Source organism: Acinetobacter sp. YH12023 (assembly GCF_013420135.1).
Classification (GTDB): Bacteria; Pseudomonadota; Gammaproteobacteria; order Pseudomonadales; family Moraxellaceae; genus Acinetobacter; species Acinetobacter amyesii.
The window spans coordinates 248339-270984 of sequence record NZ_VOYU01000004.1; the positions used below are offsets into that span (position 1 = coordinate 248339).

The 22646-nt window shown below is 42.0% G+C and carries 21 protein-coding genes; 8 read left to right on the plus strand and 13 right to left on the minus strand.

Annotated elements, in window-relative coordinates:
- Positions 1–101: 101 nt before the first annotated feature.
- Complete coding sequence (locus FTT92_RS06465; RefSeq protein ID WP_180171693.1) at positions 102–1619, minus strand: catalase; 1518 nt, start codon at positions 1617–1619, stop codon at positions 102–104.
- A gap of 229 nt (positions 1620–1848) precedes the next feature.
- On the opposite strand from FTT92_RS06465, the gene dtd reads away from it, so the two are divergent.
- Positions 1849–2289: a D-aminoacyl-tRNA deacylase gene (gene dtd / locus FTT92_RS06470; protein ID WP_180171694.1), complete on the plus strand. Its 441-nt coding sequence runs from the start codon at positions 1849–1851 to the stop codon at positions 2287–2289.
- 81 nt (positions 2290–2370) lie between these two features.
- Here the strand turns inward: dtd and FTT92_RS06475 are convergent, their stop codons facing one another.
- The 3 genes from FTT92_RS06475 to serB form a co-directional block, all read right to left on the minus strand.
- Complete coding sequence (locus tag FTT92_RS06475) at positions 2371–2850, minus strand: SCP2 sterol-binding domain-containing protein (protein WP_078190615.1); 480 nt, start codon at positions 2848–2850, stop codon at positions 2371–2373.
- Positions 2851–3006: 156 nt separating this feature from the next.
- Positions 3007–3339, minus strand: a complete 333-nt coding sequence (gene aciT / locus FTT92_RS06480; protein ID WP_078193317.1) for an AciT family ciprofloxacin tolerance protein — start codon at positions 3337–3339, stop codon at positions 3007–3009.
- 413 nt (positions 3340–3752) lie between these two features.
- Positions 3753–4973, minus strand: coding sequence for a phosphoserine phosphatase SerB (gene serB, locus FTT92_RS06485; protein ID WP_111885109.1), 1221 nt, complete (start codon positions 4971–4973; stop codon positions 3753–3755).
- Between the two features lie 77 nt (positions 4974–5050).
- Here serB and FTT92_RS06490 point away from each other — a divergent pair, with 77 nt between their 5' ends.
- Positions 5051–6307: a hypothetical protein gene (locus FTT92_RS06490; RefSeq protein WP_078190618.1), complete on the plus strand. Its 1257-nt coding sequence runs from the start codon at positions 5051–5053 to the stop codon at positions 6305–6307.
- A gap of 48 nt (positions 6308–6355) precedes the next feature.
- On the opposite strand, the gene ppk1 is transcribed toward FTT92_RS06490, so the two are convergent.
- The 5 genes from ppk1 to mhpT all read right to left on the minus strand — a co-directional run bounded on the left by ppk1 (position 6356) and on the right by mhpT (position 12136).
- Positions 6356–8419: a polyphosphate kinase 1 gene (gene ppk1 / locus FTT92_RS06495; protein WP_180171695.1), complete on the minus strand. Its 2064-nt coding sequence runs from the start codon at positions 8417–8419 to the stop codon at positions 6356–6358.
- A gap of 201 nt (positions 8420–8620) precedes the next feature.
- Positions 8621–9589 carry a bile acid:sodium symporter family protein gene (locus tag FTT92_RS06500; protein WP_111885107.1) on the minus strand — a complete coding sequence of 323 codons (969 nt, stop codon included), beginning with the start codon at positions 9587–9589 and terminating at the stop codon, positions 8621–8623.
- A 73-nt stretch (positions 9590–9662) separates the two neighbouring features.
- Entirely contained in the window at positions 9663–10313 is a 651-nt protein-coding gene (gene pncA, locus FTT92_RS06505) for a bifunctional nicotinamidase/pyrazinamidase (RefSeq protein WP_078193259.1), read from the minus strand.
- Between the two features lie 70 nt (positions 10314–10383).
- Positions 10384–10773, minus strand: a complete 390-nt coding sequence (locus FTT92_RS06510; protein WP_180084462.1) for a hypothetical protein — start codon at positions 10771–10773, stop codon at positions 10384–10386.
- A gap of 151 nt (positions 10774–10924) precedes the next feature.
- Positions 10925–12136, minus strand: a complete 1212-nt coding sequence (gene mhpT, locus FTT92_RS06515) for a 3-(3-hydroxy-phenyl)propionate transporter MhpT (protein ID WP_180171696.1) — start codon at positions 12134–12136, stop codon at positions 10925–10927.
- Between the two features lie 723 nt (positions 12137–12859).
- On the opposite strand from mhpT, the gene dapA reads away from it, so the two are divergent.
- From dapA to purC, 3 genes are read left to right on the plus strand one after another with little or no spacing between them, the layout of a single operon-like run.
- Positions 12860–13759 carry a 4-hydroxy-tetrahydrodipicolinate synthase gene (gene dapA, locus FTT92_RS06520; protein WP_180171697.1) on the plus strand — a complete coding sequence of 300 codons (900 nt, stop codon included), beginning with the start codon at positions 12860–12862 and terminating at the stop codon, positions 13757–13759.
- A 15-nt stretch (positions 13760–13774) separates the two neighbouring features.
- Positions 13775–14380, plus strand: a complete 606-nt coding sequence (locus FTT92_RS06525) for a lipoprotein-34 precursor (NlpB) (protein WP_078193263.1) — start codon at positions 13775–13777, stop codon at positions 14378–14380.
- A 36-nt stretch (positions 14381–14416) separates the two neighbouring features.
- Positions 14417–15136 carry a phosphoribosylaminoimidazolesuccinocarboxamide synthase gene (purC, locus tag FTT92_RS06530; protein ID WP_078190626.1) on the plus strand — a complete coding sequence of 240 codons (720 nt, stop codon included), beginning with the start codon at positions 14417–14419 and terminating at the stop codon, positions 15134–15136.
- 334 nt (positions 15137–15470) lie between these two features.
- Here purC and FTT92_RS06535 read toward each other — a convergent pair whose 3' ends face one another.
- Positions 15471–16745 carry a replication-associated recombination protein A gene (locus tag FTT92_RS06535; RefSeq protein ID WP_180008611.1) on the minus strand — a complete coding sequence of 425 codons (1275 nt, stop codon included), beginning with the start codon at positions 16743–16745 and terminating at the stop codon, positions 15471–15473.
- Between the two features lie 252 nt (positions 16746–16997).
- Between FTT92_RS06535 and FTT92_RS06540 the strand changes: the two genes are divergently transcribed.
- Together FTT92_RS06540 and FTT92_RS06545 are read left to right on the plus strand one after the other, a co-directional pair.
- On the plus strand, positions 16998–18794 hold the full coding sequence (locus FTT92_RS06540) for an EAL domain-containing protein (RefSeq protein WP_180171698.1): 1797 nt from the start codon (positions 16998–17000) through the stop codon (positions 18792–18794).
- Between the two features lie 20 nt (positions 18795–18814).
- Entirely contained in the window at positions 18815–19291 is a 477-nt protein-coding gene (locus tag FTT92_RS06545) for a DUF523 domain-containing protein (RefSeq protein ID WP_078193265.1), read from the plus strand.
- Positions 19292–19318: 27 nt separating this feature from the next.
- Here FTT92_RS06545 and FTT92_RS06550 read toward each other — a convergent pair whose 3' ends face one another.
- A complete protein-coding gene (locus FTT92_RS06550; RefSeq protein WP_180171720.1) occupies positions 19319–19771 on the minus strand; it encodes a YcgN family cysteine cluster protein in 453 nt (150 codons plus the stop codon).
- A gap of 167 nt (positions 19772–19938) precedes the next feature.
- On the opposite strand from FTT92_RS06550, the gene FTT92_RS06555 reads away from it, so the two are divergent.
- Positions 19939–20097 (plus strand): DUF1328 domain-containing protein, encoded by a 159-nt coding sequence (locus FTT92_RS06555; protein ID WP_005006601.1) that lies wholly within the window; start codon positions 19939–19941, stop codon positions 20095–20097.
- Between the two features lie 162 nt (positions 20098–20259).
- Here the strand turns inward: FTT92_RS06555 and murJ are convergent, their stop codons facing one another.
- Together murJ and ampD are read right to left on the minus strand one after the other, a co-directional pair.
- Positions 20260–21801 carry a murein biosynthesis integral membrane protein MurJ gene (murJ, locus tag FTT92_RS06560; RefSeq protein WP_180092649.1) on the minus strand — a complete coding sequence of 514 codons (1542 nt, stop codon included), beginning with the start codon at positions 21799–21801 and terminating at the stop codon, positions 20260–20262.
- An 86-nt stretch (positions 21802–21887) separates the two neighbouring features.
- Entirely contained in the window at positions 21888–22460 is a 573-nt protein-coding gene (gene ampD / locus FTT92_RS06565) for a 1,6-anhydro-N-acetylmuramyl-L-alanine amidase AmpD (RefSeq protein WP_180101697.1), read from the minus strand.
- Positions 22461–22646: the final 186 nt, after the last annotated feature.

A 22646-nucleotide genomic window follows, 5' to 3' on the forward strand; every position in this document is an offset into this window, starting at 1 on the left:
ATGAAACTCCCCCTAGGGTGCAGGAAAGGTATGGAGCTTCATAGGACTTTTTTGAGGTAACGTTCTAGACCCTAGTTACCAATCCTTCAGACTGATCGAAATTAGTCTTTCAGTTGTGCTGCTTTAGCTTTTACAGTTGCAAGGTTACCGTTTACTGCTTTAGTCATACGTGTACCGTAGTCTGCATCTGCTTTATAGAAGTAAGACAACATGATGTGTTTCGTTTCCGAATCTTTCACGTTGCCAAGGTCAGCCGCCAAGTTCATGATTAAGTTTTCTTTCTCTTTCGCAGAGTATGAACGATAAAGTTCACCCGCCTGCTTGAAGTTTTGCTCTTTCACGCCTTTTTGCTGAACTGTGCCAGAAAGCGGCGTTTCAACCGCACGCGCTTTCGCAGTCGCTGGTTTTGGCTCAATACGGCTTGGCTCGTAGTTCACATTTGATGAAGTGCCGCCAACATTCATGTAACCATCTTGGTTGTTGTTGTTTACAGCAACTAATGGACGGTTGACTGGAATTTGTTGGTGGTTCGCACCTAAACGGTACATTTGTGTATCTGAGTAAGAGAAGATACGGCCTTGCAGCAGACGGTCTTCTGATGGCTCGATACCTGGGACTAAGTTGCCCGGAGCCAATGCCACTTGTTCCGTTTCCTGGAAGAAGTTTTTCGGCATACGGTTCAGTGTCAACGTACCCACTTTAGTTTCTGGAACTAAGTTCGTTGGCCAGATTTTAGTTGGATCTAATGGATCGAAATCGAAGCTGTTGAGATCTTTAGGATCTAACACTTGGATATAAAGATCCCATTTCGGGAAGTTGCCCGCGTTGATGTTTTTGTAAAGATCGTTGGTTAAGTGGTTGAAGTCTTTACCTTGCAGCTCCATCGCTTCTTTAACGTTCAGACCTTTCACGCCTTGTTTAGAGCGGAAGTTGAACTTCACGTATTTATATTCGCCTTTGTCGTTGTACAGTTTGAATGCGTGTACACCGAAACCATCTTGCTCACGGTAGCTAGTTGGAACACCTTGGTTACCATACACATAAGTCAACATGTTGGTTGCCCATGGTTGGCTAGACAAGAAGTCAAATACGCGGTTCGCGTCTTGAACGTTGTCAATTGGGCTTGGCTTCATTGCGTGAATGAAGTCAGGGAATTTAATTGCATCACGAATGAAGAAGACTGGAGTTTGGTTACCCACTAAGTCCCAGTTGCCTTCTTGTGTATAGAACTTGATCGCAAAACCGTGCGGGTCACGTAAAGTTTCTGGAGAACCTTTACCATGAATTACAGTCGAGAAACGTAAGAAAACTGGAGTCTTAGTACCTGCTTTGAACAATGAAGCAATGGTGAGATCAGATAAATCTTTAGTTGCAACGAATTCACCATACGCACCTGTACCACGGGCATGTACCACACGCTCAGGAATACGCTCACGACCAAAACGTTGTAATTTTTGGATGAGTTGAACATCTTGTAGTAATACAGAACCGTTAGGACCTGCTGTAATAGAATTTTGGTTGTCACCTACTGGTGCACCATTGTCTTTAGTTAATGGCGCTGCTTGAGTCGCCGCTGTTGCTGTTGCTAACATCGCAACCAATAAAGAACGCTTAAACATCGTCTTAATCTCTCTGTTAAATACCTTTCCTGCCCCGCAAAGATACTGATATTTAATAAATAGATAAAACATATTATTTTCATAAATTCAATCGTATTATTAGATTCATAAAAAATATACAGTTCATTTTCAAATGGTTGAGCCCAAAATTTTCTAAACATCGCTTCGAAAGAATGCTGTCTTTGCTACAATCCCTGCCCTATGTTCAATTTTCTACTCGGAAGAATTTATGCGGGCCTTGTTACAACGTGTTTTGGAAGCCAAAGTGGTGGTCGATGGTGAGATCACGGGTGAAATCAATCACGGTATTTTAGTGTTTTTAGGACTTGGTAAAGCTGACGATTTAGAAAAGGGCAAAAAACTGATCGATAAGATCTTGAAATACCGTTTTTTTGATGATGAACAAGGCAAGATGGGCTGGAATGTCAGTCAAGCTGGCGGCGGTATCCTCTTAGTGTCTCAATTTACTCTGATGGCACAAACGCAAAAAGGCCTGCGCCCTGATTTTGGCCCTGCCATGCCGCCAAGCGATGCCAAAGCACTGTATAAACAGCTGGTCGATTACACCAAGAGCCAATATGACCATGTACAAACAGGTATCTTTGCTGCCGACATGAAAGTGCATTTGGTCAATGACGGTCCAGTGACCTTTAATTTAGAAGTTGAATAACCACTGAAGCATTAAAAAAAGCCCTCACAAGAGGGCTTTTTTTAAATTCTCCCCCTAAAGGAGGAGAACAAGGCGTAAATCTTACTTACCTGTTTTTTCTTTAATAAACGCACGTGCGATTTTGATTTTTTCTTTAACCGGTTTTGGAAGTTTAGGTGGAATTAACTTCGCCACTTGGTTAAACCAAACCAGTAGACCAAAATCACCTTCCATTTTAATACTGCCATTTTGCATACCCGTCATGAATGCAGTTGGGTCACCTTTCATCAGGGTTTTTACGCCCTGTTCGCTGTCCGCAAATTGCAAAATAAAGTCTGCTTTTTCAGCATCGCCTGAAACAGTATCAATCTGTCCATTATTTACAATAATTTGACGTGCAACACCTAAATCCGTGCCGATTTGAATACGGAATTGACGTTCATGAACCAATTCAATGAATTTAGGGCTAGTACGTGCAAGCTGTTTCATACGAAGCGCTAAACCTGCCACGAGTAAATCAAGTGGATCCGTACTGACATCAACTAAAGGTAGTTTTACGACAGGAATTGATGATAGTTTCATGACTTAAAGCCTATTGTAATTGTTGGAAAATTGACTGGTTTCATCCTACCATAACTTGGCTTTTGAGAAGTAAGGCTTTGTATCTCAAATCGGACTAATACGTTCATAAAAAAATGCGCCCTCAGGCGCATTTTCATTGAAATTTTGTTCTGGCACTTATCGGCTCGAACATTGCTGTTCTTCATCATATACAGGCGTGTGCTCTATACATTGGCGCTTTGCCATCGCGCGCTCTGCACGACGGTCTTCACGTAACAATACTAAAGTGAATACTACCATTGCGGTCATTAATGCCGTTAAATAACTATAAGTCACTGATAATTCAAACATGGTTTGTGTACCAAATCGAATTACTTCAATGAGTCCCCACACCAGCATCCCCGCCAGCATAAAACTTAACCAGCGACGATAAGGCGAGAAGAAAACAGCAATCACAGCCGCCGATACCAAGCTCAGGCCAACGATTGTTGCTAAATTCGCTGTTAACATAAAAACCTCCGTCATTTGACAGCTGACATCTCTTGTCTTACAGGATGCTGAGCCGTCTCACTACTGTATCTTCAGTAAATAGATTTGGTCGATCTCAATCTCTTGCAAGCATTATGCTGAGTTTTTTGCATAAAAAAAGTCTCGTTTTTTGTTAATGCGACACACCTTGTCGCAACATTATTTTGTCATTACATTTTTTCTTTTTAAAGAATTTCTAGAACAATGATGGCATCTCGTTTCGAGTGTCATTACAAAAAAAACAGCTGGTTTTAGGCTAAAAAAATTAATTTTTCGAATGCTGTTAATCGTTGTTTTTATCGACAATTTTCTTCTACCGCTCATCGGATGGGCTGAATTCTTGGCATAAAAAACGCAGCCTTTTGGCTGCGTTTTTTTGTATGAATTAAATGCTTTTAAGCACGATTCAAATCTTTATCATGCACACCAAGCAGGTAAAGAACACCATCTAAACCCACGCTTGAAATGGCTTGATTAGCATTTTGACGCACCAAAGGTTTCGCACGGAAGGCAACGCCTAAGCCGGCTAAAGATAACATTGGCAAGTCATTCGCACCATCACCGACTGCAATGGCTTGTTCTAATGAAATCCCCATTTCTTCAGCGATTTGAGTCAACAAGAAGGCTTTGCGAGCACCATCCACAATATGGCCTTTCACTTCACCGGTTACCGCGCCATCTTGGACGTCCAGTACATTGGCATGCACTTCATCGATACCCAGTTTTGCTTGTAAATATTCGGCAAAATACTGAAAACCACCTGACAAAATAGCTGTGCGATATCCCAGTGATTTCAGCGTTGAAATCAGACGTTCCGCACCTTCTGTAATGGTCAGACGTTCTGCAATTTTAGGCAATACCGAAGCATCCATACCTTTGAGCAGTGCCACACGTGCACGGAAACTTTGTTGGAAATCGAGTTCACCTTGCATAGCACGTTCAGTGATTTCAGCCACTTGAGCGCCGACACCCGCTTCAATCGCCAATTCGTCAATCACTTCTTGCTCAATCAGCGTCGAGTCCATATCAAAGCAGACCAAACGACGATTACGACGGTAAGCATTGTCCTCTTGAACGGCAACATCTACCCCAAGTTCGGTAGATAGACGTAAACATGCTGCACGCATTGCAGTGGCATCCAACATTTGGCCTTTTAAACCAAATTGAACGCAGGCACGGCGCGGACCTTCGCTTGATCCATCTAACTCTGGACGGCCAGATAAACGCGTCACAGTTTCAATATTGAAGCCTTGGCTCGACACAATATTTGTAACTGCCTGTAAATGAGACGCCTGTAATTCTGGCGCAAGTGCCGTAACGATATAGCGTGTGCGGCCTCCCTCATTTACCCATTGTTGATATTCTGTTGTAGAGATTGGTTTAAAGCGCACAGTTAAGCCAATATCATGTGCTAAAATCAACATTTCCTTCATGGCTAATGCTGTCGCAGTCTGGTCTTCCGACGAAACAACAATACCTAAAGTCAGCTGATTGTGGATGACTGCTTGTCCGACATCTAAAATCTGTAAGGAATGTGCGGACAAAACCTGCATTAATCGTGTAAATTGATTAGGTTGGTCAGGTCCTAAAAGTGATATAAGAATGATTTCTCGCATGAATTGACTCGGGTCTGAGCTACAACTAATGTAAGAATCATAATCTAAATTGAATAGAATTGCCTTGGAAGTTTACGTTGAATGCGCCTAGACAAGGGCTATTTGCTAGCCTATTAGTAGTTTGTTTTGCTTTGCATACCTTTTTATTGGTATTGGCAACAACCCACCAACTGAACGAAAACCGTGCCAGTCAGGGACAACTGATGACCAGTCAATTGGTTACAGACAGCCTATCTGAGCTTGAGCCGGCCAATACCGTATCATTAGCCTTACTTGCTGACCGCTATGCAACCAACCCGAGCGTGGCTTCCATCCGCATCTTAAATGCCAATAATCAAGTTTTGGCCACAGGCGGTTTGACCAAAACCCGTGATGGTGAAATCTTTGTTCGAGATGCGCTGCAAAACGAAAAGAAAGTCGGAACGGTTGAAATCACCTTAATTAAACCAAGTATTGGTGAAATCTTACGTACGCAATGGGCTGCGATTCTATTTTCATTATTCTTGCATGGCTTGTTATGGTTGGCGTATCGTGCCATTGCACGTCCAAGTCGTACTGAATATTTAGCGCGAATCAACAATGAATCACGTCTAAAACACGAAATTCAAACGCTAGCGCAGGCCTTAGAACAAGAAAAACATAATGCCGCTGTGGCGATTGCTCAAGCGCAGCAAAATGCGCAAGCCAAAGCAAAACAGCATAAAGATATGAAACCAGTGGTTCTCGACAGCAACAGCTTGGCATTAAATATTCAATTTTATGATCCGAAACAGCTTCTCGATAGCGTCAACAAAACCGTGTCTGTGCCGTATTTTAATCTCTGCCAAATTTTCTTGAATAAAACCACAGAACTCTGTGTTCAACATTATAAATTGAACAGTTCTGACATCAGTACGGTACATAAGTTTGATGAACATGGTGCAACCATCAGCATGACCGCTGACACTCCAGATGCGCTGCGTTGCCTCACCATGATCAGCTCAGTATTCCAATTGCTTTCTGATGTTTTATATAAACGCTACCGTGAAGAAAAACGTTTCGTTTTACAAACCCGTAGCGCGATTTCAAGCTCTGTCGAAGCCATGCAATTGTCTTCTGTACAAGCGGCTGAGCGTTTAGTCCAACAATTGGTTGCCAAAGAAAGTGCCATTCATGTGCCGACAACTTTGCTCAAAGAGATTTCAGATCATTTCCAATTGGTCAGCTTGCCAAATCCGACCAATGTGTTGACGCGTCATGCGTTTATGCTCAATGGTATGGACAGTGATGCCGCTGAATTGGCTCAAAACTTCAGAACTGAAATTTTAAAATCCAAACAGTCAAAAGCCTCGTAAAGGTTTGAGCGAAATCAAAAATCCCGACTTAAGTCGGGATTTTTTGTCTTAAACAGTCGAAATTTTCTGTGCAATCAAATATTTTTGCGCGTTATGCGGTTCGGTAGCTGCTTCAACCGCGACTTTCTCCCATTGCCCATTCGACTGCATTTCCCATGCATTTTGATTATCTTCCAAATAGTTAAGTAAACAATCTTTCATAATGCGTTTTTTCAAACGGCTTTCCAAAATGGGAAAACAGGTTTCGACCCGTGAAAATAAGTTACGTCCCATCCAATCGGCACTGGCACAGTACAATCGTTTTTCGCCTGCATGCTCAAAATAATACACTCGAGTATGCTCTAAGAAGCGTCCAACGATAGATCTCACATGAATATTCTCAGACATACCTTTGACCTGAGGAATCAAACAACAAATCGAACGGATAATTAAATCTACACGTACCCCTGCTTGCGATGCACGATACAAAGCAGCGATCAGTTGCGGTTCCGTGAGTGCATTGACCTTCACAATAATTCTTGCGTATTTTCCCGCTTGTGCGGCAACAATTTCCTGTTCAATCAGTTTCAGTAATTCAGTATGCAGGGTAAATGGTGCATGCAGTAAGGCTTTCAGCTTTGCCATCTTGCCCATACCGGTCAATTCCTGAAACATACGATGCACATCTTCGCAAATATCGGGATGCGTCGTCATCAGGCCATAATCGGTATACATCCGCGCATTGCCTGCGTGATAGTTACCTGTTCCCAAATGGGCGTAGCGTAACAACTGATTATTTTCACGGCGTACAATCAAAATCATCTTGGCATGGGTTTTATAGCCCACAATGCCATACACCACGACAGCGCCCGCTTCTTGCAATAAGTTGGCCACGGTAATATTGGATTCTTCATCAAACCGCGCCCGAAGTTCGATGACGGCGGTTACTTCCTTGCCGTTGCGTGCCGCCTCCGCTAAAACTTGTACGATGTCCGAATCTGGCCCACTACGATAGAGCGTTTGCTTAATGGCTAATACCTGAGGGTCTTTTGCAGCTTCACGTAATAAGTTGATGACCGGTTGAAAGGAGTCAAACGGATGATGTAACAACACATCTTGTGTTTTTAATACATCAAAAATCGCGGTTTGTTTACGAAAAACTTTAGGAATAATCGGTGTATAGACCGGATATTTCAGTTCAGGTCGATTAAAACTGGTACTGAGACGCGATAAATTGATCGGGCCGTCAATGCGATAGAGCTCCTGCTCACTCAAATCAAATTCATCTAACAAATAATCAATAATGCTTTGCGGACAATCATCTTCAATTTCTAAGCGAACTGCCCGACCAAAACGCCGTGAAGACAATTCATCTTTTAATGCCACCGCCAAGTCATCCACATCTTCAGCCAGAACTAAATCTGCATTGCGTGTCACTCGAAAGGCATAACAGCCCGTCGCTTTCATCCCCGGAAATAGGTCATTGATGTGTTGCTGAATAATGGCGGTCAGGAAAATTTGTGTCTCTGCACTGCCTTCAACCTCGGCGGGCATTTTGATTAAACGCGGCAATGAGCGTGGCGCAGGCACAATTGCCATTTCAATGGCACGACCAAAGGCATCTTTGCCTTCTAGACTCACAATAAAGTTGAGGCTTTTATTGACCAAGCGTGGAAACGGATGCGATGGATCTAAGCTAATTGGTGTTAAAACTGGTTGAACTTCTTTACTAAAATAATGGCTAATCCACGCCCGATGTTTTTCTAAAATATCTTTAAATTGAATAAAGCGAATGCCTTCACTTTGTAATGCAGGCAATACAGCATGATTGAGGGTCTGGTATTGCTCTGCAACCGTGTCATGAATCACTTGGGAAAGTTCATCTAAGACCACTTCAGTCGGAATGGCATCTGGCGTCCGTGCAATCGCATTCAAATCTCGTTGTTTCATCAGCCCCGCAATGCGAATTTCAAAGAATTCATCTAAATTGCGTGAAAAAATGATAAGAAAATTTAAGCGTTCAAGTAACGGTAAACTTGAATCAAGTGCCTGAGCCAAGACCCGCCGATTAAAATCTAAAAGCGACAATTCACGATTATAATAGGTCTCTGATGAATGCTGAAAATGTTGCATACCCTCTCAATGCTGCTTGAAACAGTCTATATCTAAAGTGGTTGCCGGCATGTTAGGCAGCGGAGATGACACTTATGTTACAAATAGCATTAATCAATTAAAAAAGCATGCAATTCCCTAAAACACTGTTCATCAAATCGTAAAATTTATTTTCGACATAAAAAAAGAGGGAGATTACCCTCTATTACTGAATTTTTTTGTTTATTGCACAGGCTTGTCTTGTTCCGATGCTTTGGGCTCACTCGTCCGTGCTGCCCAATAGGTTGCCAGTGCAGGACCCGAGATATTGTGCCACAAACTAAAAATCGCACTCGGCACAGCGGTCAAAGGTGAAACGGCAAAATGGGTCGCCGCCAATGCCACACCTAAACCTGAGTTTTGCATCCCGACTTCAATTGATACTGCTTTACAGTCTGCATAGGGTAATTTAAATAGGCGGCTGGCCCAAAAGCCCAATAGATAGCCCAAGCCATTATGTAAGGCAACTACCCCAAGAATCAGTAAACCTGATTGCAAAATCTGTGTTCGGCTACCCGCAATGATTGCCGCCACAATCGCCACAATTGCCACAACAGAAACCAGTGGCATGACCTGTATATAGGCATCCACTCGGTGCTTAAAGACAGTTCGAATCATTAACCCCACAATGATCGGAAATAAAACCACTTGTAAAATTGAAACCAACATCGATGCCGCATTAATTTCAATCCATTGGCTTGCCAGCAAATAGAAAATCGCAGGGGTTAAAACCGGGGCGAGTAATGTCGAAACAGAGGTACAGGCAACAGATAATGCGGTATTGCCTTTTGCCATATAGGTGATGACATTAGAAGCCGTTCCACCCGGACAGCAACCGACAAGAATGACCCCGATCGCGATTTCTGTCGGCAGTTGTAATAATTTACACAAGAAAAATGCCAATCCCGGCATCACAATAAACTGTGCCAAAACCCCGATCATCACAGCTTTAGGACTTTGCAATACACTTTTAAAATCTTGCAGTGTCATGGTCATGCCCATACCCAACATAATGATGCCTAGCATCCATGGGATATATGCTTTTAACCAAACAAATACATCAGGAAAAAACATGGCGAGCGCTGCAAACAGCACCACCCAAATCGCAAATGTTTTCTGCACAAATTGAGTGAATTTTAAGAAAGCCGACATAGGCATCTTCCATTTAAAAACAGGGACAAAAAAAGGCACACCCTTGTGCCTTTTCTCAACTGAGCCCACTGGGTCATGCCAAAGATAATGCCTGTGCATGCTGCTGCACAATATCTTTCAGGTAAATACGCTTCACCCCATTCGCCAACATGTCTTGCCATGCATGCTGAAGCGAACCCTGTAAATCGATCCCTTTGGTCAAATCAGCAATCACAAAAGTTTCAAAACCAAGCTTACGTGCATCCATTGCCGTCCATGCAACACAAAAATCCGTGGCGATCCCCACCACAAAGACTGTATCAATACCACGTTCGCGCAAATAGCCCGCCAAACCTGTTGAAGTTTTCTGATCTGCTTCCATAAAAGCAGAGTAGCTGTCGATATGCTGATGAAAACCTTTACGGATAATTAGCTGCGCCGTTGGTAAATTTAAATCAGGATGCAATTCGGCATCCTGTGTGCCTTGTACACAATGCGTCGGCCACAATACTTGCGTTCCATAATTCAGCTCTATGCTGTCATAAGGTACATGCTCAGGATGATTTTCAGCAAAAGAGATATGGTCGGCTGGATGCCAATCTTGAGTCAGCACAATATTCGTAAAGTATTGCCCCAGTTGATTAATCCCTGGAATAATTTGATCGGCATTGGCAACAGCCAACTGACCACCCGGGGTAAAACCATTTTGTACATCGACCACAATCAGCGCTGTATTTTTTTGCATATCTCTCCATCCGTTGTCATGCATTATCGGCGACTCTACTGATTCGCTCATATTTTAAAAACCTGAGTATTCAGTCCTGTGCGTAAAAATAAAATGACTGTCCTTCCTGACAATACCGATACTTGGGCAAATGCTCAACCAAACGTTGTGCAAAGCGTGGGTAAATACGGGCTTTTCGCCGAGTCGAAGCATGAAAATAAAAATATCGCGGTTGATGTTGAAAGATATATTTTAATAAATGGCTGCGTGTCTGTTGCATGACCTCAAATGCATTAATATTTTCAGCAACATCTTCTAGGGTAGGTTCATCGGCAAAGGCTAACCACGCATTTTGTCTCGGATGTTGGCGATGTCTTTGAAATACAGGTTTGAGTTCCAAGATAAATTCGTGCTGATGTAGATACAAACTAAATTCACGTTGATCAACTTTAAAAATTGCGACCAGTTTTCTTGCTGACATAGCCCCTCTACGTTGATTTTTTGTTTTCTCTTTCTACTGTATTTTTACATCAAATACGTTTATTTATCTTGGCTTAAAGCATTAGTGCGACTTCTATTGTCGCCATAAAAAAGCCCGCAATATGCGGGCTTTTTTTGATATGGCATGTTCCTTATGATGGAATACGACGTACCAATAACAACATAAATATTGCAGAGATTGCGATACATGGAATTGCCGCGGTAATCACCCCTGCCGCACCAAAACCTGCTGCCAATAACTGACCCGCAATTGCAGGGCCTAACATTGCACCGACACGACCAACGGCTGAAGCTACACCAACACCCGTACCACGTAACTGTGTCGGATACACGATACCACCGAAGGCATACAGTACACCTTGACAACCAATCACGAATGCACCGACTAAAGCTGACGCCATGTACATTTGAGTCAATGAACCTGCACCATTCAGCGCAAATAGACCTGCCAAAATACCGCCGTACATCAAAATGATCACATAAGCTTTCTTCCAACGGTCAGTCAACATACCTAAAATGATCGTACCAATGGTTGCACTCACCATGAAGTAGAACTGCGCAGTTGCACCATCTTTACGAGTGAAACCGAGTTCGGTGAACAACGACGGTAACCAGCTCAACATGATGTACACCACCATCAAGGTGAAGAAGTAGCTCACCCAAATTGAGAAAGTACGTAAACGGTTTTCTGTGTTAAAGAGGTTTTTGAAAGCACCTTGTTGCACTTCACCATTGGCAGTCGCTTGAACCGCTTGATCTTTGGCTTTCAAGAATTCACGCGATTCGGGCAGGAACCAAATCATCAATGGAATAACAACAATCGGTAATAAACCGCCTAAATAGAAAATATTTTTCCAGTTTGCACCGAAGTTCGTCATTGCAACTAATGACAAGATTGCCGCACCCACAGGCATACCACAGTACATCAAACCGACTGCACGACCACGATTTTGTGGCGTTACCGCTTCAGATGCCAAGGTAATTAAAATTGGCATTGCTGCACCTAAACCTGCACCTGCAAGAAAACGTACAGCGAGTAAGCTATGGAAGCTATTTACCCATACCGTACATAAGGTAAAGATGGCGAACATCCCCGTAGACCAAATTAATACTTTTTTACGGCCCATTCGGTCTGCAATCCGACCACCCAACAAAGCACCAGGTAATAATCCTAAAATACCGGCACTAAAAAACACCCCTAGCTGCGAGCTATCCAGCCCGAAATATTCACGAATCCCTGCTGCTGCAATACCTGCAGCCTGAATATCCAGACCTTCGATTACGGCAATAAGGAAGCAGATTGCTACCGTGACAATAGCATGCTTATTATCTGACTTTTCCATTGGAGAATCCTTGTTGTCATCAGCGTTCAAATTAAGTCGCATCATCGCTGAGCCTTATAAAGGATATAACTACCAATAAGTTGAAGCCTTTCGTCCAAAATTGGATTACGTGCATGGTGTAATAGTTTTTGTGCTTTAAGTCACAAAGTCGTAAAAACAATTAAAAATTTAAAATAAAAAAATATGAATCGTGCAATGAACAGTCAAATCAAGCGATCTTTTTAAACACTCATAAAAACATGTCTATTTCTATTAGATATAAAAAAGATTATTACCCAAGTTTTTAACAATCATTTGTAATAAAACCCGAGCGAATTGATATAGTTTTTAAATCTTTAGTCATTGTTATTTAATCTTAAATTCTGATTAAAAAGCACGGAATACACATAGATCAACCTTTTGCTGATGATTTAATCAATCCCATCAACCATGCCAACCCTCTCGATTGAATAACACATTTTCAAGATTCAGCCCTTGCTGAACAATTTTCAGGCTGCAAAAAAACCGCTATTTTACACTTGATTGTTTTAAGTTTGATTTGTATAAAGAATTTTATGGCTTTGACCAAAGCATATTGTTCTTATGCGTTTGATCAGTCATAATTTGCGTAAGCATTATTCAATTTGGGTATAGCCCAATGAACATGCTACAAATCAAAATTCGAAACCATCCAGAAATCAATATTTCATCTTGTCGGATGGACAAATAGGATAGCTTTTCAAAATGACTCAGCAAGCTCAGACCATTCAAGGTTCAATTGTCGCAATCGTCACCCCAATGTTTGAAGATGGCAGCGTAGATTGGAAGAGCCTCGAGAAGCTGGTTGAGTGGCATATAAAGCAAGGCACCAATAGTATTGTTGCTGTTGGGACTACAGGTGAAGCTTCTACCTTGAGCATGGCCGAACACACTCAGGTGATCAAAGAAATCATCCGTGTGGCGAACAAACGCATTCCAATTATTGCCGGCACAGGTGCAAACTCAACCCACGAAGCAATTGAACTCACCAAAGAAGCCAAAGAATTAGGTGCAGATGCGGCATTATTAGTTACACCATACTATAACAAACCTACCCAAGAAGGCCTGTATCAACACTACAAATCGATTGCTGAAGCGGTTGATTTACCTCAAATCTTATACAACGTACCTGGCCGTACTGGTGTAGATATGCACAACGACACCGTGATCCGTCTTGCTGAAATTCCACAAATCGTGGGCATTAAAGACGCCACTGGCGATGTTCCTCGTGGTCAAGAACTCATTGAAGGCCTTAAAGGCAAAGATATGGTGGTGTACTCAGGTGATGATGCAACAGCTTATCAGTTAATGGGTTTAGGTGCTAAAGGCAACATTTCGGTTACTGCGAACGTGGCGCCAAAAGAAATGAGCGAAGTGTGTGCAAGCGCTTTGGCGGGTGACGCAGTCCAAGCCGAGCAACAAAACAATACTGTTGCAAATTTACATCAAATTTTATTTTGCGAATCGAACCCAATTCCTGTGAAATGGGCACTTCATGAGATGAACCTGATTGAAACAGGCATTCGCTTACCATTAACACCCCTTGCAGAACAATATCGTACTCCGCTTCGTGAAGCACTCATCACTGCGGGCGTTATCAAATAAAGAAGAGCAAACATCATGCAATTACGTTTAGGACTTAGCCTGGCACTTTCAGTATTTACATTAGCCGGTTGTAGTTCACTTGCCTTTAATAATGGCACACTGGACTATAAACAAACCACAGATGTTGAACCGCTGAAATACCCTGAAGGGTCGATGGTTCGTCCTGCAACGCCTTTGTATCCTGCTCCATCTGTTGACCCACTAGCAATTGAGCATGCACCAAAGCTTGAAAATAAGCGTGGCAATCGCTATGCCCTTCCGCGTCCAGCCGCGGAAAAAAATAATGTCGTCGCAGATTCCTCAACAGACAGTACAAATATTAGCCGCCCTCAACTATTGGTGGATGGAAATCAAAATCCACTGATCAAAGTTGAAGGAAATTCTGCTACAATTTGGCAATACACACTTGCTACCCTCAGCAGCCTTAACCATACCATTGTTGGTCAGAGCAAAAACCGTTACGAAGTAACCGTCAAGGTCGATCAGCAGACCTATGTCTTAAGACTTTCTTCTGTAGGTTCAAGCAATAACATCGCTGTGTTCAATGCCGATAACAGTTTTGCAGACAAAGAAAAAGCTGCAGATCTGTTAGCTCAGATTTACCAAAATTGGCCAGCCTAGTCGTACTAGGCATTTTTTCTCGAAAAAGGTTCCCTCATGTTAAAACAAACCTTGCTCTATACTGGTAAAGCGAAATCTGTTTATGAAACAGATAGTTCTGACCACCTCATCCTAGTTTTCCGTGACGATGCTTCTGCATTCAACGGTGAAAAAATTGAACAACTGGATCGCAAAGGTAAGGTGAACAACCGTTTTAACGCCTTTATCATGGAAAAATTGGCTGCGGCTGGTATCGAAACTCATTTCGAAAAACTTCTTTCTCCAACTGAAGTTTTAGTGAAAAAATTGACTATGGTTCCTGTAGAGTGCGTAATTCGTAACTATGCAGCAGGTTCACTTTGCCGTCGTTTAGGCGTTGAAGAAGGTAAAGAACTTACTCCGCCAACTTTCGAATTGTTCTTCAAAGACGATGCGTTAGGCGACCCAATGGTGAATGAATCACAAGCGATTGCATTAGGTTGGGCGACTGCAGAACAACTCGCTCAAATGAAAGAATTGACTTATAAAGTAAACGAAGTACTTAAAGGTCTATTCGATGCAGGCAACATGCTGCTTGTTGACTTTAAACTTGAATTTGGCGTGTTCCACGACCGTATCGTACTAGGTGACGAATTCTCTCCAGACGGCTGCCGTCTATGGGACAAAGACACTAAGAAAAAACTCGACAAAGACCGTTTCCGTCAAGGTTTAGGCGGTGTAGTTGAAGCTTATGAAGAAGTTGCTGCACGTTTAGGTATCGACCTTTCTGATATCTAAATCGTCCATCGATTATAAAAACCGAGCTCTTTAGCTCGGTTTTTTAATGAAATATTACTCGATTAATCCATGATCGAAAAAACAAATGTTAACCATAAAAAACCTCTGTTTCACATTTACCCAAGTTCACACTAAGATAGCTACATACCAGGCAGCACGAGGATCTATAAGTTTCCAATGTGTATGCCGACCAGATTTTCCATCTACCCTCTAGGATGTATCTCCCCAAAGACATCCTATTTTTTCAGCCCAGCTCGCCTTGAGTTGGGCTTTTTTTTGCGTGAAATAGGCATAAAAAAGGCGCCGAAGCGCCTTCCCATTATGATCATTCAAATCATTGCTGCTGTTGTTGTTGCATCCAACGGCGTTGCTGCAAACGCTCACCTTCGACTTCACGTTTATTGCGTGCAGACTCATACAGCTTAGTGCCTTTCAGTTCAGGTGGCATATAGTCCTGCATGACAAAATGTTCAGGATAATTATGTGGATATAAATAGTCCACGCCATAGCCTTGCTCTTTCATCAATTTGGTTGGTGCATTTCTCAAATGTAGTGGCACAGGTAGATTCGAGGTTTTTTCAGCCAAATCTAAGGCTTTGTTGATGGCCAAATAAGTACTATTACTTTTAGCACTGGTTGCCAAATACACCGCACATTGCCCCAAAATGATTCGACATTCAGGCATACCAATTGCCTGCACAGATCGGAAACATTCTCCAGCCAACAGTAAAGCATTTGGATTTGAGTTGCCAATATCTTCAGATGCCGCAATCAACATACGACGGGCAATAAAAACAGGATCTTCACCACCTTTGAGCATTCGAGCCATCCAATACAAAGCGGCATCTGGATCACTGCCTCGAATCGACTTAATAAAAGCCGAAACTAGATCATAATGCTGTTCGCCCGATTTGTCATAGCGTGCAATATTTTGCTGCGCAACTTTGACTACCACCGCATTGTTAATGATATTTTCTAAGTCTGGCTCAAACGTACTGGCGATTAAATCTAAAAGATTTAATGCTTTACGAGCATCACCTGCGGCAAATTGAAATAAAGCTTCATATTCTTCGATTTGAATATAACGCTCTTTTAAAAACGAATCTTGCTGAATGGCTTGATCCAATAAGCGCTGAATTGCGTCATTATCTAGAGCATTTAAGGTATACACCTGACAACGCGACAATAAGGCATTATTAACTTCAAATGAAGGGTTTTCTGTGGTTGCACCAATCAGGGTAATTTTGCCCTTTTCAACTGCATTCAGTAAGGCATCTTGTTGTGACTTATTAAAACGATGAATTTCATCAATAAACACCACAGGTGTCAATAAATCTCCACCATCGGCGATGATTTCACGTAACTCTTTCACCCCAGTATTGAGCGCAGATAAACTAATAAATGGTCGGTCAACAGCCTGCGCCAACAACAATGCAATCGTGGTTTTACCTACACCCGGAGGTCCCCAAAAAATAATCGATGGCAAATGCCCTTGGTCAATCATCTGGCGTAACGGTGCATCTTCACCCAGAAGGTGATCTTGTCCAATAATTTGAGATAAATCATGAGGACGCATGCGTTCAGGAAGAGGAATTTGGCTGTCTGACATCTTATTATTTCGTTTCCGGCAATTGGGGACGTTTTTTCTATTCTAACACTGCCTTGGCAGAATCTTTGCTTTATTCGGTATTCAATTTAGGAGAGTGGTTTAATGTCGTTATTTAAGTATCTTGCATGTAAAAAAGCTTAGGCGAATGTTAACTATAATGTAACAAGACATCCTAGCCCTTATTGATCAAATTAAAGTATCATCGGCAAGATATCCCATTTTAGACTTGCCTGACCCAATTGGACAGATTGTATGAAGCAATCAACAAAGCAAAAGCGAATCGTTCAAGTTCAACAAGGCATTGATCTACCTATAAATTTATTTCAAAAAATGCCCCAAGCCAAGAATATACAATTACAAGATAATCAATTCGCTGAATTACGAGAAAAACTGAATAGTCGTAATCAAATGTTAGATGCTAGTGTCGACTGTATAAAATTATTAAGTCTAGACGGTCATGTTCTGCATATGAACCGCGCGGGATGTTTAGCTCTGGGCGTACCTCTAACTGAAACTGAGTTTGGTATGTCTTGGCATAAATTACTGCCTGAAGAAGTCCGTGACGCGTGTTTGAATGCTTTTGCCGAAGCCAAAGAAGGTAAAATATCTCGCTTTGTCGGCATGAGCCAAGTAGCAGATGAACCCTTGGCTTATTGGGATAATATGCTCAGCCCAGTATTCAACGAATCTGGCCAAGTCAAAGAAATCCTCTGTGTATCACGTGATATTACGATACAGCGACTTGCAGAAAATAAACTTCAACGCATCATTGAACGAGATGATTTAACAGGTTTATTAAACCGCCGTGCGTTTAGTCGAGTATTTAAAAGCCAATTAAAAGTGGCGCGAGAACATCAGCAACAACTGGGTTTGTTATTAATCGATCTAGATTATTTTAAGCATATTAACGACACCTTAGGTCATAGTGCAGGAGACCATTTACTGCATACCCTTGGGCAGCGTTTTCAGCAATGTTTTGATACAAATATTGTAGTTTCACGTTTAGGTGGCGATGAATTTGCCATTTCTATTCCAAATTTAAAATCGCAACAACAATTACAGAATTTTGCCAGCATCGCCTGTCAGCAAATGGACATGCCCATTTTCTATAATGGGCAAAGTATCAACATTGGTATGAGTATTGGCTGTGCGATCTACCCTCGCGATGCACAAAATACCTCCAATTTACTTAAATGTGCTGATATTGCGCTAAATGATTTAAAAAGCAGTGGTCGTGGTGGTGTACGAATGTTCAACCATACTATGTTCAAAACCCTTGAAAATACTACTCGCCAATTAACGCTTGCACGCAGCTTGATTAAGTCCAATCAAATTATTCCGTTTTATCAGCCCAAAGTTCGTCTTTCTGACAGTCAAGTTATCGGCTTTGAAGCCTTGTTACGTTGGTATGATAAAGACCAACAATTACAATTACCTTCTCAAATTTTTGCTGCATTTCAAGATTATGAATTAGCTTCACGCATTAGTGAAACAATGCAAATTAAAATCTTTCAAGATATTCAAAAATGGATTGAACTTGGACTGCAACCGCTACCGATTTCAATAAATGCTGCACCTGTCGAATTTTTACGTGATGACTATGCGGAAAAATTACTGAATCGCTTAAAGCAGTTTGGTATATCACCAGATATTATTGAGGTCGAAATTACCGAGCAAAGCCTGTCAGAACGTGGCTCAAATTATGTGATTCGCGCTCTCCATTTATTAAAAGAGCATGGCATACACATTTCTCTAGATGATTTTGGTACAGGTCATTCATCATTAACACGTTTGAGTAATTACCCTGTCGACTGTATTAAGATAGACCGTAATTTTGTGGAACGCATGCATACCGACTGTTCAGCACTTGCCATTGTCAAAGCGATTACACAAATTGGTGCGAGTGTTTCCCTGAATATATTAGTCGAAGGTATAGAGAAACCGGAACAGGTCGATACCTTAAAAGAATGTAATTGTCATACTGGACAAGGTTTTTACTTTTATCGTCCGCTCAGTTATGACCATGCGATGGAACTTTTGAGTCACTAAAACTTGTGGAGCATGACACGATGACACTGAAGTATTTAGTCAGTGCCTGTCTGGCAGGCCAACCCGTTCGTTATGATGCCAAATCGAATACACAACAAGCGATTTGCCAACTGATGCAGACTCACCAAGTCATTACGGCCTGCCCAGAAATGATGGGCGGCCTGAGCTGTCCACGTTTTCCTGCAGAAATTCAAAATGGTCAAGCCACTGATGTGCTCAATGGTACAGCTCAAGTTAAAGATGTTTTGGGGACAGACGTTAGTGCTGAATTTATTGCAGGTGCTCAACGAATGTTAGAATTGGCCCAATTACACAAAGTTGATGTTGTTGTCTTGAAAGATCGCAGCCCGTCTTGCGGCAGCCATTATATTTATGACGGCAGCTTTACCCGTACGAAAATTGAAGGCTATGGGGTAACCACAGCACTCCTCAAACAGCACGGTTTTCAGGTTCTGTCAGAACAAGACTTTCTGGCTATGATACAAGATCAACTCTAGATCCAAAATTGAGCGTATCTGTGTCCTTTAGCGTACCCAACGCACAATATAATCTTCAATATCGTCAGGGTTGACGTCTTCTTCACTGATGCAACGCCCTGCGGCAGACTTTCGTGCCTTCAAAATACTGTCACGATTTCCCGTCACTAGATAATGCCAACGTGGTAAATCTTTACCTTCAGAAATTCTACGATAAGCACAGCTCGGTGGTAGCCAATGAAATTGGTGAATCTGATGTGGCGTCAGCTGTATACAGTCTGGAACATGTGTTTGACGATTTGGATAATTGGAGCAAGATGCCTTTTCACAATCTAAAAGTTTGCATGCCACTTTGGTGTAGGCAACCTCATGAGTATCTTCATCTTCAAGCTTAATTAAACAGCAAAGCCCGCAACCATCACAGAGTGACTCCCACTCCAAATGGGTGAGTTCAGTCAAAGGATGCTTTTTCCAAAAATGTGGGCGTAGAGTATCGGTCATCTTCTCGCTCGCAACAAAGGTGGCAGGCATATTAACTGAACCTGCACATTAATTCCTTGTTTAAGTTACCGAATATTGAACATTAAATAAACAAAAGACTACAGAGTAGGTTTTTTTAGCCTCTTATAATGAGCATACAGAATAAAAAATCACATGGAGATAAAACTATGTTCCGCTGGGCTATTATTTTCGCTGTAATTGCATTGATTGCGAGTCTGCTAGGTTTTGGTGGTGTGGCAGGCTTATCCAAAGACTTTGCTGTTATTCTTTTGGTTATTGCAGTTATTCTCGCAATTGTTGGTTTCCTCTCTCGAGGAAAAGTTTAGGCGACGGATTGTATGTCGTTTTAAACTACAAATTACCCCCTTAGACTTATGGATATGAAACGTACGTTTTTATCATCTTGAGTGTCAATGAAAAAAATAAGAGCCTATGGGCTCTTATTTTTTTACATCCACGTAAACTTACTACGTTATATGGTTTTAGCTTTATGGTTTTAAATGACGTGGTCTAAAGCCTGTTGCAATTAAGGCAATACCATAAGCAGCAACACCAATCACACATAAGATGATCACTTCCGCGACACGCATCCACGCAGACACATCACCGTTGTACCATGTTAAGCCATACCACAGAGCAGCAATCATCACAGCATTGGCAATCGCAAACTGAATCACCAGTTTTTTCCAATGCGCACCAAAACGGAAAATATTGCGCTTATGTAAATAAAAATACAGCATCCCTGCATTCACTAATGCGGAACCAGAGGATGCCAATGCCAAGGCCATATGCTCAGCATGCCAATCAATCAGTTTAAAGAATCCAATAAACACCACATTAAGAATGGCATTGGCTGCGACCGCCATTAAACCTACACGTACTGGAGTTTTGGTATCTTGTTGCGCATAAAACCCTGGTGCAAACACTTTAATGAGCATGAATGAAATCACACCGGCACTCATACATTGCAATGCCAATGCGGTCATCTGTGTATCTTCAAAGCTAAATTGACCACGTTCAAATAAGGCCTGAATAATAGGTGTAGAGAGCATGAAAAGCGCAATACTGGCAGGCACACCCACCAAGATAATGACCTTAGCTGCCCAATCAATCATACGGCGGAATTTGTCCTGATCTTGTTCAGCGTGGCGTGCAGACAATGACGGTAAAATCACGGTACCAATAGCTACCCCAATCAAACCTAAAGGTAGCTCGGTCATACGTTCAGCACTATATAGCCATGATACTGAACCATCTTGCATAAAAGACGCCCAAATGGTGTTCAACAGTAGGTTGATCTGCGTCACTGAGACACCAAACAGTGCTGGCAGCATCAACTTCATGATCCGATCAACACCTTCGTGTTTGAAGTCAACTTTCGGTGGAATCAGTAATTTTTTACGCCACAGCTCTGGAATCTGAATCGCCAATTGCAAGAATCCTGCCGCGACAACAGACCAACCCAAAGCCATAATTGGCTCAGCCATATAAGGGGTTAACCACAGCGCACCGGCAATCATCGCGACATTGAGTAACACTGGAGCGAACGCAGGTGTACTGAATGAGCCATAACTATTCAAAATACTGCTGGCAAATGCCGTTAAAGACATAAACAGTAAGTAAGGAATCGTTAGGCGGAACATATCGGTAGCTAACGCAAACTTGTCTGCATCACCATGGAAACCCGGTGCATAGATATAAATAATGGCAGGTGCCGCCACCATCGCGATGAACGTCAAACTAGTCATCACCAGACCTAAACAGCCAAAAACACGGCTAATCAGAATCTGGACTTCGGCATGGGTTCGACTGGTTTTATATTCAGTCAATACAGGAATAAAGGCTTGTGAAAATGCCCCTTCTGCGAATAAGCGCCTAAAAAAGTTAGGAATACGAAAGGCAACCACGAAGGTATCGAAGTCTTTACCTGCACCAAATACATTTAACAGGACAATATCCCGTACCAGTCCCAATACACGGGACAACATAGTCATTGCACTGACAATGACTGTCGAACGCCAAAGCGCCATCGGTATTTCTCACTTTTGAAAGTGCGCCTATTGTAATGAAACTCGTCAAGGAATTTCATTGGTTTATTAAACGCAGTATGTATTGTTTATTTGTTTTTAAAATGATGCAGCTGTTGACGAAAAGTGTTCCACTCAAAAAATGGACCTGGATCAGTTTTACGTCCCGGTGCAATATCTGAATGCCCTGCAATATGTTGTTGAATTTTAGGATAAGCCTGTTGTAAACACGCCACGACCTCTGTCAGCACGGCATATTGTGCAGCTTCAAAAGGTAAATCATCACTTCCTTCGAGTTCGATGCCTATCGAATAATCATTGCATTCTTTTTGTGCTAAATAGGTTGAGCGACCTGCATGCCAAGCTCGATCATTAAAATTGACAAACTGTAGAACTTCGCCTGTGCGCAGGATCAATAAATGTGTCGATACTTGCATCCCTTCAATAGTTTGAAAATAAGGATGTTTCGACCAATCCAACTGATTTTGGAAAAATTGTTCGATATAACCACCGCCGAACTGAGAAGGTGGCAAACTAATATTATGAATGACGACAAGCTGAATTTCGGTATCTTCAGGACGCTGGTTAAAATTCGGTGATGGAATTTGACGCGCACCTAGCAATTGCCCATCCTGCACCTGAAATGTTGTTGCTTGTGACATAAAAAAATCCTGTATCTAAGCCGGCCTGCAATGCTGCAGATCAAAACGCCGAGCCCTACTTGAAAGGTTTAATGCTAAAACTTTCACATTGAAATCTCAATTCAAGTCTGTGAAAGGAGTTAAAAATCGCTCATTTTTCATGAACAATGCTAATATAGCGCGCACATTTTCTCGGGTTAAAAAGAT

Bases quoted from the DNA above. Each gene is read 5' to 3' on its own strand.
- FTT92_RS06465 (WP_180171693.1), bottom strand. From the start codon at position 1,619: ATGTTTAAGCGTTCTTTATTGGTTGCGATGTTAGCAACAGCAACAGCG.
- dtd (WP_180171694.1), top strand. From the start codon at position 1,849: ATGCGGGCCTTGTTACAACGTGTTTTGGAAGCCAAAGTGGTGGTCGAT.
- FTT92_RS06475 (WP_078190615.1), bottom strand. From the start codon at position 2,850: ATGAAACTATCATCAATTCCTGTCGTAAAACTACCTTTAGTTGATGTC.
- aciT (WP_078193317.1), bottom strand. From the start codon at position 3,339: ATGTTAACAGCGAATTTAGCAACAATCGTTGGCCTGAGCTTGGTATCG.
- serB (WP_111885109.1), bottom strand. From the start codon at position 4,973: ATGCGAGAAATCATTCTTATATCACTTTTAGGACCTGACCAACCTAAT.
- ppk1 (WP_180171695.1), bottom strand. From the start codon at position 8,419: ATGCAACATTTTCAGCATTCATCAGAGACCTATTATAATCGTGAATTG.
- FTT92_RS06500 (WP_111885107.1), bottom strand. From the start codon at position 9,589: ATGTCGGCTTTCTTAAAATTCACTCAATTTGTGCAGAAAACATTTGCG.
- pncA (WP_078193259.1), bottom strand. From the start codon at position 10,313: ATGCAAAAAAATACAGCGCTGATTGTGGTCGATGTACAAAATGGTTTT.
- FTT92_RS06510 (WP_180084462.1), bottom strand. From the start codon at position 10,773: ATGTCAGCAAGAAAACTGGTCGCAATTTTTAAAGTTGATCAACGTGAA.
- mhpT (WP_180171696.1), bottom strand. From the start codon at position 12,136: ATGGAAAAGTCAGATAATAAGCATGCTATTGTCACGGTAGCAATCTGC.
- dapA (WP_180171697.1), top strand. From the start codon at position 12,860: ATGACTCAGCAAGCTCAGACCATTCAAGGTTCAATTGTCGCAATCGTC.
- FTT92_RS06525 (WP_078193263.1), top strand. From the start codon at position 13,775: ATGCAATTACGTTTAGGACTTAGCCTGGCACTTTCAGTATTTACATTA.
- purC (WP_078190626.1), top strand. From the start codon at position 14,417: ATGTTAAAACAAACCTTGCTCTATACTGGTAAAGCGAAATCTGTTTAT.
- FTT92_RS06535 (WP_180008611.1), bottom strand. From the start codon at position 16,745: ATGTCAGACAGCCAAATTCCTCTTCCTGAACGCATGCGTCCTCATGAT.
- FTT92_RS06540 (WP_180171698.1), top strand. From the start codon at position 16,998: ATGAAGCAATCAACAAAGCAAAAGCGAATCGTTCAAGTTCAACAAGGC.
- FTT92_RS06545 (WP_078193265.1), top strand. From the start codon at position 18,815: ATGACACTGAAGTATTTAGTCAGTGCCTGTCTGGCAGGCCAACCCGTT.
- FTT92_RS06550 (WP_180171720.1), bottom strand. From the start codon at position 19,771: ATGACCGATACTCTACGCCCACATTTTTGGAAAAAGCATCCTTTGACT.
- FTT92_RS06555 (WP_005006601.1), top strand. From the start codon at position 19,939: ATGTTCCGCTGGGCTATTATTTTCGCTGTAATTGCATTGATTGCGAGT.
- murJ (WP_180092649.1), bottom strand. From the start codon at position 21,801: ATGGCGCTTTGGCGTTCGACAGTCATTGTCAGTGCAATGACTATGTTG.
- ampD (WP_180101697.1), bottom strand. From the start codon at position 22,460: ATGTCACAAGCAACAACATTTCAGGTGCAGGATGGGCAATTGCTAGGT.